Raw genomic sequence first — 10,600 nt, forward strand, 5'->3', positions numbered from 1 at the left:
GCGGCGCGCCGCTGCCCGGGTGGCGCATCATGTTCACCGAAGCCGAGTGTCCCATGGCCAGCCAGCCCTCCACCGCCGAACTCGCCAGGCTCGAGGAAGAGCTCGATCCCGAGATGCAGTTCCGCAAGGTGCCGCACGGCACCGCGCTGCTGGTCGGCGCGCTGTTGCTGGCGCTCTCGGCCTTCCATTACTACACCGCCGGCTTCGGCCTGCTGCGCGAGACCACCCATCGCGGAATCCATCTGGCCTTCGTGCTGGGGCTGATCTTCCTGGTCTTCGCGGCGCGCAAGAGCGAGGCGGGCCAGGTCTATGCCTCCAGCCTCGCGCGGCCGGGCGGCGTGCCGCTCTATGACTGGGTCTTCGCCGTTGCGGTCGCCATCTCCAGCCTCTACGTGCCCTGGATCTTCGAGGACCTCGTCTTCCGCGTCGGCAATCCCTCGACGCTCGATGTGATCATGGGCTCGATCACCATCGTGCTGATGATCGAGGCGACGCGCCGGGCGATCGGCTGGGGCCTGCCGCTGATCGCGCTCTTCGCCATCGTCTATGCGCTCTATGGCGAGTATTTCCCCGGCATCTTCCTGCATCCGGGCGCGACCTGGTCGGTGCTGGTCAACCATCTCTATCTGACCAGCCAGGGCGTCTACGGCGTCGCGCTCGGCGTCGTCGCCACCTATGTCTTCCATTTCGTGCTGTTCGGCGTGCTGGCGACGCGGGTCGGCCTCGGCCGGCTCTTCCTGGGCGTCGCCGCGGCGGTGGCCGGGCGCTTTGCCGGCGGCCCGGCCAAGATCTCGATCTTCGGCTCGGCCCTGTTCGGCATGATCTCCGGCTCCTCGGTCGCCAATACGGTGACCGTCGGCTCGCTGACCATCCCGATGATGATCCGCCTCGGCTACCAGCGCCATTTCGCGGCCGCGGTGGAATCGACCGCCGCCACCGGCGGCCAGATCACCCCGCCGATCATGGGCGCCGCTGCCTTCCTGATGGTCGAGTTCCTCAACCTGCCCTATGCGAGCATCGTCGTCGCAGCGATCATCCCCGCCTTCATGCATTTCTTCGGCGTGCTGATGCAGGTGCATTTCGAGGCGCGCCGCACCGGCATGCGCGGCCTCACCGATGCCGAGGCGCCGAAGCTCTCCGAGGTCTTCGCGCGCGACTGGCCGACGATCGCGCCGCTCTTCGTGCTGATCCTCGTGCTGTTCACCGGCTACACGCCCTATCTCGCCGCGTTCTGGGGCATCACCGGCTGCATGCTGATCGGCCTGGCGCATTGGCGCGCCGCCTCGGCGCTGGTCTTCGCGGTGGCGCTCGGAATCTGCGCGCCGACCGAGATCCTGCGCGTCCCCGGCGTCAACCTCGCGCTGACCCTCGCCTGCTTCGCGGCAATGGCCCATGGCGTGCTGCTGCGCTGGTCCGAGGGCCGCAGGCGCCTGCACGAAATGGTCGATTCCTTCATCCTCGGCGCCAAATACGCGATCGGCGTCGGTGCGGCGGCGGCAACCGTCGGCATCATCGTCGGCGTCGTCACCCTGACCGGCGTCGGCTTCAAGATCTCCTGGATCGTCACCTCGCTCGCCGATCAATGGGCCAAGGGCATGCTCGACCTGCTGCCCTTCCTGCCCTTCGGCGTCACCGGCGCGACCCTGTTCTTCACGCTGCTGCTCACCGGCCTGGTCTGCATCCTGCTCGGCTGCGGCGTGCCGACCACCGCCAACTACATCATCATGGTCACGGTGGCGGCGCCGGCGCTCGGCATGCTCGGGGTCAACCCGCTGGTCGCGCATTTCTTCGTTTTCTATTACGGGGTGCTCGCCGATGTGACGCCGCCGGTGGCGATCGCCGCCTATGCCGGCGCGAGCATGGCCGGCGCCGATCCGTTCCGGACCGGCAACACCGCCTTCCGCCTGGCGCTCGGTAAGGTGCTGGTGCCCTTCGTCTTCGTGTTCTCGCCCTCGATGCTGATCATGGTGCCGAGTTTCACCTGGACCGAGCTGATCGGCTCGACCAGCGCCTGCATCGCCAGCATCACCCTGCTCTCGGCGGCCTTCTCCGGCTGGCTGCTGGCGCCGCTGGCGATGTGGGAGCGGGTGGTGCTCGCGATCGCCGCCCTGCCGCTGATCCTGGCGACGCCGATCAGCGTCGCCGTTGGCCTGGTGATCGGCGCGCCGGTGCTGCTGCGCCAGGTTCTGGCCCGGCGCGCCGCCGTCGCAACCGTGTAGGGTTCGCTCTCCGTTCTTGCAACCGCCGCGTGCCTCCGCTAGCGTCAGCTGGAGGGGCGGGGTGATGCCGAATGGTGACGCGGGTTGCGACGGTGGCCTTCGAGGGGATCGAGGCCCGAGCCGTCGATGTTCAGGTCCAGGTGACGCCCGGAGGCGTGGCCTTCATCCTGGTCGGGCTTGCCGACAAGGCGGTCGGCGAAAGCAAGGAGCGCGTCCGCGCGGCGCTGATCGCCTCGGGGCTGGCGCTGCCGGCCAAGCGCATCACCGTCAACCTCGCCCCGGCCGATCTGCCCAAGGAGGGCAGCCATTACGATCTGCCGATCGCGCAAAATCGATAAGCTTGGCAGCCGCTTAAGCGATAGCGACGTTCTGCGTGTTCTCACGGGGTAAGCGGGGGGTAAGCATCTGTTCGGTATTCGAGCCCTCGTCAGCTGAGCGCCATGAGTCGACGGGCGAGCCTAGCGCTGTCCCGTCGCGCCTTCGCCGCGCCCGCGACATAGGTCGATCCGGTCGGCAGCTCCAACGCCGCCGCGGTCGCTTCGGGCATGACCTCGGCATCGGCCGCCAGCGCGCCGCAAACCCGGTTGAGCGCGACGACGCGGAAGCCCGGAGACTGCGCCTCAATCTGCGAAGCCTCCGGCCCGACCAGCAGCGAGAATGCTTGCCGGACCGCGGGCAGGTTGCCGTCCGTGATGGCACCGGTGATGTCGCGCAGCTTCATAAGACGTATCCCCCGCCCAGATGATGGCTGCCAATCTGCTCGGCGATGCCGTCCGGGTCGGCCAGCCCGTTATCGTCCGGGCAGCCTTCATCATCGCATTGGGCGCCTTGGTCCTCGCATTGCTGCTCAAGGTCGCAGTCGCCGTCGATCGCGTGGGTGACCTCGATCAACGCCTCGACGATTGCGCCGAGCCGGCGGCTCATGCTTTCGCGGGTGCGGGCCTCGCTGACGAGGCGCCGGGCGACAGTGGACAGGATGCTCTGCACGTCCCGCTGCTCGGCCTCGGTCAGGCGGTTGTCGTCGCCGAACAGGGCTTCCAAGCTGTTGGCGGCCAGCCGTTGCCGTTCTGCGAAATACAGCCCGAGGTCTGCCACCTGGCAGAGGTCGGGAGTAAGCGAGCGAAGGTCGACCAGGCTCATGACCGCGCTCCCGCTTCGGCTCGCGCCTTGAAGGCTCGCGCGTAGGGCCATTCACAGTCCTCCTCGATGTCGATGCAGCAGGCCCACCGGTGCGGGCAGTCGCCGTATTCGGCCTCATCCGTCCACCGCGCCGCGTACCAGCCCGGCCAGCCGGGCACCGCCTCGAAGGTCGCCCCATGCTGGTCGAAAAGGGCCATGACGCGCGGGACACGCTCGCGCTCGGTCTGTTCCTCCATGGAAACGACATGGTCGCGGACGCTCGGCTCCTCGCCGAACCATTCGAGGCGGCTCATCGACGTGGCTCCATCGGAATGACCCGCCGCCCGATCACCAGCTCGCCGTCGATGAAGACGACCGGCAGATGGCCATAGAAGCTGAAGGTCGGGAGGCTGACCGGCTTGACGCCGTAGGACCGGACCGGCTTGCTCCGGCCGCGGTGGCGGTTGATGCGGATCGGGCTCATTACTGAGCCCCCGCAAGGCGAGCGATGTCGTCGGCCAGAGACCAGGCAGCGGCCTCGGCGGGCGACGAGTAGAGGGCCGAGAAGTTGCCTTGCCCATCCTTCGGCAGATGGAGCCGCATCGCCTCGGCTTTGGCGGATAGGCCATCGAGGGTCAGCGCCGGATGGCGCCTTATCCACTCCATGCCCTCCCGCTCGATCTCAGCCAGGGCATTCAGATCCGGATCGTCCTCGTCGAGGACGCAGCGGGCCTCGTAATCAAGGTGCAGACGGCCGACGAAACCGCAGACCTCGATGAGGTCATGGTCGGGGCTCTCAGCGCCGGGCACATACGGCGCCGATCGCCGGACGGCCGCCGCCGCCGGGGCGATGGCGCAGCCGGGGAGCATGGCAGGAGCGGCCAGGGCGACCGAGCCGAACAGGGATTTGACGACACTGCGTCGAGCGACAGACATGGAGCACTCCTCTGGCAAGGGAGAGGTCAGGGGGATCAGGCGAGGGAATCGGGGAGCAGGGCGGCGGCCGCAGCGGCGAGGCTGGCGGCCGCGGCGTCGGTGCATTCGCCCAGCGTGTCGGGCTCGTCGGCCATCAGACGGATGACGGCATGCAGGCCGGCGAGGGTGGTCGGCGTCGTCGTCAGCGCCGTGGTCAGGGCCTCGGCCTCGCGATTGCACCAGTCCTGAGCGATGGCCTGCAGCTGGGCGACGCGCTCGATCTCACCCGCCTCGGCCTTCCGCGCGCTGTAGTCGCGGGAAGCGTGCAGGGCGGCCCGCCGTGCGGCCTCGACCTCGGGGTCAGCCAGGGGCGTGAACTTGTCGAAGAAGCGGCGGACGAAGAACTCGCCGACACCATCCTCCGTCTCGCCGCGGAAGCTGATTTTCGGGCGCGGCCCGGCACGGCGGCAGGCGGCATCACCGGCGACGCCGGCGGCCTCCAGCGCGGCGTCCCATTTCGCCCGCACCGGCTTCCAGGCAGCGATGGCTCGCAAGGCGGGATCGGGGATCGCCTGAGCGGCGACGGAGAGGCTGATAGTGGCCGGGGTGGTGGCGAGGCCGGTCAGCATGGCGCGGCGATCGATCGAGGGCATGGCTGGCTCCAGGGGCTTGGGATCAGGCGGCGTTGAGATGCGCGGCGACCTGGCGCAGCTCGTCGTCGGTGACTCGGATGCGGCGCAGGTTCGCGGGGACCGGCCCCATGCAGCGGACAAGGCCGAGCAGGTTGCGCACCGGGATTTCCCACTCGCGGAGTGGGCTCAGCATCCGGACGCGGATCGACGCGCGGCTGCTGCGGTTGCCCGGCAGGACCATGCCGCTCGGCAGGCCACGGACCAGGCGCTTGATGAGGATCTGGCACTCGCCCGGCGGGGTGCATTCGGGCCGGCGCCAGACGGCGACCACATCGCCCTCGCGCACCGGCGCCGAGCGGTCGAACAACAGCGGCGTGCCGTCCATGATTTCGGGCTGCATGCAGATGCCGCAGCCGACCATGGCGAAGCGCTCCGGCCCTTCCCAGGGCGCGAGCGTGGTGGTCAGCCGGGTCGGCTGCTCATGGGGCGGGACGATGGCGACAGGCAAGCCGATCCCGGCTGCCGAAGCGGTGGCGCTCAGCATGGCAATTCTCCAGCGATTATGAAGGCGGTCAGGCGCTAAGGACGCGCTCGGCAGCGAGCGCCAGTTTCGGGCCCAGGAGGGCGGTCGACCAGTTTCGGCTCTGATCCATCAGCGCCATGGTGTTGAAGGCGCGGGCGAGGACGAGGAGGTCGGCGGGCGTCTGCGCCTCATGCTCGAAAGCCGCCTCGGCGAGCTTCGAGATGGCTTCCCTCGCGCGCCACTTTTCGGTGCTGGCAGCATCGAAGCCGCTCTCCTCGCGGACGCGCTCGCGGGCAGCCATCCAGACCTCATGCTCAGCCCGCGCTTTCCAGGCGCGACGAGCAGGTCCGCCGCGGCGGCGCGGGTCGCCAATCGGCAGGTCATCATAGGCCTCGGCAACCTCCTCGATCCGGCGGGCCGCGACCACGAAGACCTCGGCCTCACGCCAATTGGGAAAATTGTCGTCCACCAGCCGCAGCGGCTCGACGTGCGCGGATCGAGTCTCTCGTCCTGTGGCGATGATGCTCGCCGGCGGGGGCGGCATCATCTGCTCTGCCTTGGCGAACGCGGCCTTGTAGGCGTCATCCGCGCGGAGGTAGCGGGTTTCAGCTGCGGCCATCTCCTGCCCGATGCGGGCCAGCTCGGCATTGTCAGCCGGCATAGGCGCGGCCGCGATGGCCGTGCTCGCGGTGAGGGTCGCGGCGCTGGTGGCGCCGAGGCGGCCGAGGAACAGGCGGCGAGAGAGGCTAGCCATCGATCAGGCTCCCATGCTGGCGAGGGCGACGCGCAGGGCGTCGATGCGGGCGGGCTGGAAATGCTGGCGGCGATGCTCGCGCTCGATCTCGAAGCGCAGGGCCACGGCGTCGTTGCCGAACTGCGCGGCGACCGCGGCGGCCTCGCGAGCGCGCTGGGCGAGAGCGGCCTGCACGTCGGCCTGATGGCGGGCGGCGGCGAGGACAGCAGCGGCCTGAGCCTTGGCCTCCTGCCAGGCCTTGCGCAGCCAGCGGCTCATCTGAGCGCGGCGGTCGGCGGCGGTGCGGCAGGCAGCAAGAGCGAACCGGCCGGCATCGTATGCGCGGCGCATGATGGCGCCCTTGTCGAAGGCGATGCGGTTTCCGGTGGACAGGCTGGCGAGAGGGGCACTCATTCTGATTGCTCACAGCGAGTAATTTCGATACCTCAGGTATAGGTCGAACCTTGAGGGCGTGTCAATACCTCAGGTCTCAGATAAATCCTGAGGTATCATAATGACACTGACAAGTGAGCTGCTTCGAGCTGCGCGGGCACTGTTGCGGTGGGAGCAGAAGGACGTGGCTGAGGCATCAAAGGTGTCGCTGCCGTCGATCAAGCGACTCGAAAGCAAACCAGGCCCCCTTGCCGCGCAGGACCGGACGGTGCAGGCAATCCGGTCAGCTATTGAGAAGGCTGGGGTAGAATTCATCCCTGAGAACGGCGGCGGCGCCGGCGTCAGGCTGGCGAAGCAGACCGGCAAGGACAACGGCGGAGGCTGAAATGGCACTTCGCTCGGGACTCCTGCCCCGCCTAATGACGAAGCAGGAAGCCGCAGCCTACTGTGCCGTCACGCCTTCACGCTTTTCTCAGCTTGTGAAAGCGGGGACCTTCCCCAAGCCGGTTCCCGGCACCTCTCGCTATGACCGTGTTGCGATCGATCGCGCGTTAGATAGGCACGCCGGTTTTCATAACGCGGTCGAGCTTTCTCCGCTTCAGCGATGGCGGGCTGAGCGGGCGATAGCGGACTGATCTACGCGAGCTATTGACTGCGGTCAGACGGCCAACACCGTCAAAGGCTATCGGCCTGGACGCTCTGCCGCACGAGCTGGCACGGCTTATCGGTCGAGAGGAATGCGATGTCGGCAGCATCTCGGCCGGTAGCGATGCGCACCATTCCTTCGACCGGAGCCAACCGGGTCGGATCGACGAGCCACCACTGATCTTCGAGGAACACCTCCACGACTGCATGGAAGTCGGGCGGCTGCAGGTCGACAGCGTAGGCGCTGACTGCCCGAGCCGGGATCGACAGAGCGCGGCAGAACGTGATGGCCAGGTGCGTGAAATCCCGACAGACGCCAGCCCGGACGGTGAAGGTATGGTCGGCCGCAGACTCCGCGGTGCTCACTCCGGCGATGTAGTCAACGTGGCGGTTGATCCAGTCCATGAACTGCACCGAGGCGAATCATATGCCAGACGACAAGAGCAATCGCGGCCCGCAGGACCGTTCGCGCATCAACCTTGCTGGCTGAGCTCGCGGCACGATGGCTAGCAGGGAGTTCGAACGGCACACAGCTACGGGTATGCTCGCTTGGCCGATCTCAGAAGTAACCATCCTCCGACGAGCATCCCGGCGCCCCATATCAAGAAGCCAATGTCCCAGTAGAGCCACTGCTCCCGCGGCACGGTCTCGTTGACGTGATGGAGTCCAAGGATCTGGTGGTTGATCAGGCCCTCGACAGTGTTGAAGAGCCCGAAGCCAATCAGCATTGCAGCGAACAGCAGCCTGGCGGACCACTCGAAATGGGGCTTTCGCGCAGAGCGCCAGAGCACGATCAATCCAGCGACCGTAAACAGGTACGTCGCGAGGTGAAACAGTCCGTCCAGGAGCGTGTTGAACTCAAGGTTCTCCAACGTGTCGGCAGGATGGCCAGCGCTAGTCACCATATGGTGCCACTGCAGAATCTGGTGCAGTACGATGCCATCGAAGAAGCCTCCGAGGCCGAGACCCAGGAGGATGCCGCCAAGCGTCGGAAAGCTATGCTGCCCTTGAGCCATTGTTACCTCGCACGCGGCGAACCCAGGCAACGGAGAGAAGTTCCCCTGCCGAGCGCGTCAGCCGCTCAGATCGCCGCTTTGAGATGACCCTTCAATCGCTCTGATATGGCGTACATCCAGCCGTCATCACCTGCCTTACCTGGAAACGGCTTCATCCCGAACTCCCTGCGGTAAAGCCGCATTAGGGCGCGACGCCGGAAATCGATGAGAGGGTGCTTGCCCTTGTTCTCATGCTCAAGCGGGAAGGCTTTCAAGACGAGGAGCGAGTAGCGTCGGCACTCGATCTCGATCAGGCGTCGCAAGACAGCGGCCCACTGACTTCGGCCGGTAACGCCCGGCTTCACCCAAGCTCGATCGATCAAAATGATCCGTCCGAAGGGAAAGAGCGTCGTCGCGACATCGGGCCAGTGCTGAACGAGCAGCTCGGCAAGCACCATCGCGGAGTCGCTGATCGCATCCATGAGAAAGCAGAATTCGTCATCATCGACGAAAGCGAGGTCGGGCTGATCAAAGTCGATCAGCTCGAATGAGCCAACGTGCTGCTCATCAGCAAACAGCCAACAGTAGATCCGGCGCACGTAAACGGTATCAGGCGTCTCAGCGATCCAGGCCCGTGGAAACTTGCGATAGCGCCCGATAAAGCCGCCAACGCTGCTGAGGTCGATTTCACGGATGGATTTGAGGTGATGGGGAAACGGGTGCCCCAACCCGTCGGGTGGATCGAAAAGGCGGTCACGTAAGCGCTTAGTCACGGTCATCTCTGCTCCTAGCTGGAAGCTCAGCTTAGGGAGAGGTTGCACCCAAGCGCTTGGCAGAATCAGCCGGCTTTCCGGACATTCTGTGCACCTGACGTCCGCTATGCCCGCGCCCTGATTAAAAAGCACGTTTCCGCACGACTGCCACGTTGGGAGTGCATGGCGAGCCGCGGACGGCGAGCTCCCAAAGATAAATTTCTTTACAATATCTGGAATAGCAACGCGGGTGGAAGCGGTGCAGCCTTGCGCTCCTGCGGCGGTAGAATTTTGTTGGGGTTAGTTGAAGGCCTGGTCAGCCCCCAGCTTATGGTGTGCGGCTGTCACGCGCTGCCTGCGCACGCTGGGTAGCTTTTGTGACGCTCCCGACCCGCGATCCGGAAATGTGTGCTCGACTGCGCTTGCTTGGGTTCGCATTGGCTCCCTGGTTCCGAACATCGGAAAAATCGGCATCCGGGCGCCAAAATTCGGGACCCGCACGGCGCATGGCCAACGCGCGTCGCGCAGAGCTCGTGAGTGCCCGCTTGGCTTCTATCTTGCGGAGCCGGTTTATTTCCCTGTTCATGCGCTTCAATGCACCGGCAAAAACCTGTTTGCGACGCAGGGGATGCGCGGCCGTCCCTGGAAAGCTGCCGCCGCGCGGCTCAGCCTTGCCTCGGACCTCTAGCTGCTTTTGCCGGACGAAGGAGAATTCCCGGCCGCGCAGCTTGCGCAACCGCTCCCGAACCTCTTCCAACTCATTGCGCGTCAAATCGTGGATCGCCGGGATGTGAGTTTTGCTCACGAGCTCAAATTCTTCGTGGTCGAGCAAACTGCGTTCCGTTTTACATGAAATGGTCATCGGACGCTCCAATGCATTGGGCTCTTCGTTATATTTGAGCAGCTAACGGCATCATTTATTCGTGTCCATCGGAGAGCCTGGTGCTGTCCTACTCGGACACTGAATCGGACGCGGTCAGCACACAACCGCGCGGCGACGTTCAGGTTAACAGTTCGTATGGCATGGTCCGGCTGCTCGCGATCAGCAAGCGTGCACTGATGTTCCTCGTATTTCCCGAGGGCCGCCAGTCGTTCCCACTGGTTGCGGCATGCGCGTCAGCAGCAGGCCTCAAGATGCTGGCGCAGCAGATGATCAAGCAGCTGCCCGTAGTGAAGGGCAGAGCCTCGCGGTAAATCGGCCGTCATCAGCCCCGTATCGGAACCACTTGGCTGGTGGCCGATTGAATCGCCGCACAAGGAGGTTCACATGGCAGACGACAAGAGCAAGCGAGGTCCGCAAGACCGTTCGCGGATTAACCTCAGCGAGGACTATGAGATACGCTATTGGACCGACAAGTTCGGCGTCTCGAAGGCCCAACTTGAGGAGGCCGTGCGTGATGTCGGCTCCGCCGCGGATGCGGTTGAGGCTGAGCTGCGCCGGAAGACGCTCGGCTCGGCAGACGGGAACGGGTAATTCGCTTAAGCTCCCGACCTGGGAGCAGCCGTTCGCGTGACAGAGGCCTGCGCCCTTGTAATAGAGCTGGAGCGTGGACATCTTAGCTTCACCCCGAAAATTAACGCAGGTGTTTTCCGCCGAATATCGGGCCGCCTTCCGGGAATTCCGATGGTCAATGCTCTTGCCTTTTCGCGATTTTACCTTGAGCTGACCCTTGA

The 10,600-nt window shown here is 65.4% G+C and carries 17 protein-coding genes and 1 pseudogene; 5 read left to right on the forward strand and 13 right to left on the reverse strand.

What is annotated here, in order from left to right:
- Positions 1 to 29: 29 nt before the first annotated feature.
- Together AC5I5B_RS21435 and AC5I5B_RS21440 are read left to right on the forward strand one after the other, a co-directional pair.
- Positions 30 to 2,219 (forward strand): TRAP transporter permease, encoded by a 2,190-nt coding sequence (locus AC5I5B_RS21435; protein WP_495752819.1) that lies wholly within the window; start codon positions 30 to 32, stop codon positions 2,217 to 2,219.
- Between the two features lie 71 nt (positions 2,220 to 2,290).
- Positions 2,291 to 2,545, forward strand: a pseudogene (locus AC5I5B_RS21440) (magnesium chelatase domain-containing protein); the annotation flags it as partial.
- Positions 2,546 to 2,646: 101 nt separating this feature from the next.
- On the opposite strand, the gene AC5I5B_RS21445 reads toward AC5I5B_RS21440, so the two are convergent.
- From AC5I5B_RS21445 to AC5I5B_RS21485, 9 genes are read right to left on the reverse strand one after another with little or no spacing between them, the layout of a single operon-like run.
- A complete protein-coding gene (locus AC5I5B_RS21445) occupies positions 2,647 to 2,940 on the reverse strand; it encodes a hypothetical protein (RefSeq protein ID WP_495752820.1) in 294 nt (97 codons plus the stop codon).
- Positions 2,937 to 3,359 (reverse strand): hypothetical protein, encoded by a 423-nt coding sequence (locus tag AC5I5B_RS21450; RefSeq protein WP_495752821.1) that lies wholly within the window; start codon positions 3,357 to 3,359, stop codon positions 2,937 to 2,939. Before AC5I5B_RS21450 ends, AC5I5B_RS21445 begins: the two co-directional genes overlap by 4 nt.
- The gene (locus AC5I5B_RS21455) at positions 3,356 to 3,652 is read right to left on the reverse strand and encodes a hypothetical protein (RefSeq protein WP_495752822.1); all 297 of its coding nucleotides are present in this window, start codon (positions 3,650 to 3,652) and stop codon (positions 3,356 to 3,358) included. Before AC5I5B_RS21455 ends, AC5I5B_RS21450 begins: the two co-directional genes overlap by 4 nt.
- Positions 3,649 to 3,822, reverse strand: coding sequence for a hypothetical protein (locus AC5I5B_RS21460; RefSeq protein ID WP_495752823.1), 174 nt, complete (start codon positions 3,820 to 3,822; stop codon positions 3,649 to 3,651). The genes AC5I5B_RS21455 and AC5I5B_RS21460 overlap by 4 nt, the downstream gene beginning before the upstream one ends.
- Entirely contained in the window at positions 3,822 to 4,274 is a 453-nt protein-coding gene (locus AC5I5B_RS21465; RefSeq protein WP_495752824.1) for a hypothetical protein, read from the reverse strand. Before AC5I5B_RS21465 ends, AC5I5B_RS21460 begins: the two co-directional genes overlap by 1 nt.
- A 35-nt stretch (positions 4,275 to 4,309) precedes the next feature.
- The gene (locus AC5I5B_RS21470) at positions 4,310 to 4,906 is read right to left on the reverse strand and encodes a hypothetical protein (protein ID WP_495752825.1); all 597 of its coding nucleotides are present in this window, start codon (positions 4,904 to 4,906) and stop codon (positions 4,310 to 4,312) included.
- A 22-nt stretch (positions 4,907 to 4,928) separates the two neighbouring features.
- Positions 4,929 to 5,429 carry a S24 family peptidase gene (locus tag AC5I5B_RS21475; RefSeq protein WP_495752826.1) on the reverse strand — a complete coding sequence of 167 codons (501 nt, stop codon included), beginning with the start codon at positions 5,427 to 5,429 and terminating at the stop codon, positions 4,929 to 4,931.
- A 28-nt stretch (positions 5,430 to 5,457) separates the two neighbouring features.
- Positions 5,458 to 6,162 (reverse strand): hypothetical protein, encoded by a 705-nt coding sequence (locus AC5I5B_RS21480; protein ID WP_495752827.1) that lies wholly within the window; start codon positions 6,160 to 6,162, stop codon positions 5,458 to 5,460.
- Between the two features lie 3 nt (positions 6,163 to 6,165).
- Positions 6,166 to 6,555 (reverse strand): hypothetical protein, encoded by a 390-nt coding sequence (locus AC5I5B_RS21485; RefSeq protein WP_495752828.1) that lies wholly within the window; start codon positions 6,553 to 6,555, stop codon positions 6,166 to 6,168.
- A 100-nt stretch (positions 6,556 to 6,655) separates the two neighbouring features.
- On the opposite strand from AC5I5B_RS21485, the gene AC5I5B_RS21490 reads away from it, so the two are divergent.
- Positions 6,656 to 6,919, forward strand: coding sequence for a transcriptional regulator (locus AC5I5B_RS21490; protein ID WP_495752829.1), 264 nt, complete (start codon positions 6,656 to 6,658; stop codon positions 6,917 to 6,919).
- Between the two features lie 290 nt (positions 6,920 to 7,209).
- Here the strand turns inward: AC5I5B_RS21490 and AC5I5B_RS21495 are convergent, their stop codons facing one another.
- The 4 genes from AC5I5B_RS21495 to AC5I5B_RS21510 all read right to left on the reverse strand — a co-directional run bounded on the left by AC5I5B_RS21495 (position 7,210) and on the right by AC5I5B_RS21510 (position 9,788).
- Positions 7,210 to 7,584: a transglutaminase-like domain-containing protein gene (locus tag AC5I5B_RS21495; RefSeq protein ID WP_495752830.1), complete on the reverse strand. Its 375-nt coding sequence runs from the start codon at positions 7,582 to 7,584 to the stop codon at positions 7,210 to 7,212.
- A gap of 128 nt (positions 7,585 to 7,712) precedes the next feature.
- Positions 7,713 to 8,195: a DUF2243 domain-containing protein gene (locus AC5I5B_RS21500; protein WP_495752831.1), complete on the reverse strand. Its 483-nt coding sequence runs from the start codon at positions 8,193 to 8,195 to the stop codon at positions 7,713 to 7,715.
- A 65-nt stretch (positions 8,196 to 8,260) separates the two neighbouring features.
- Positions 8,261 to 8,953, reverse strand: a complete 693-nt coding sequence (locus AC5I5B_RS21505) for a hypothetical protein (RefSeq protein ID WP_495752832.1) — start codon at positions 8,951 to 8,953, stop codon at positions 8,261 to 8,263.
- Positions 8,954 to 9,254: 301 nt separating this feature from the next.
- Positions 9,255 to 9,788 carry a hypothetical protein gene (locus AC5I5B_RS21510; protein ID WP_495752833.1) on the reverse strand — a complete coding sequence of 178 codons (534 nt, stop codon included), beginning with the start codon at positions 9,786 to 9,788 and terminating at the stop codon, positions 9,255 to 9,257.
- Between the two features lie 80 nt (positions 9,789 to 9,868).
- Between AC5I5B_RS21510 and AC5I5B_RS21515 the strand changes: the two genes are divergently transcribed.
- Both AC5I5B_RS21515 and AC5I5B_RS21520 read left to right on the forward strand, forming a co-directional pair.
- Positions 9,869 to 10,120 carry a hypothetical protein gene (locus tag AC5I5B_RS21515; RefSeq protein WP_495752834.1) on the forward strand — a complete coding sequence of 84 codons (252 nt, stop codon included), beginning with the start codon at positions 9,869 to 9,871 and terminating at the stop codon, positions 10,118 to 10,120.
- Positions 10,121 to 10,193: 73 nt separating this feature from the next.
- Positions 10,194 to 10,400: a DUF3606 domain-containing protein gene (locus tag AC5I5B_RS21520; protein ID WP_495752835.1), complete on the forward strand. Its 207-nt coding sequence runs from the start codon at positions 10,194 to 10,196 to the stop codon at positions 10,398 to 10,400.
- Positions 10,401 to 10,600: the final 200 nt, after the last annotated feature.

The sequence above is a fragment of the Agrobacterium sp. genome (assembly GCF_059499945.1).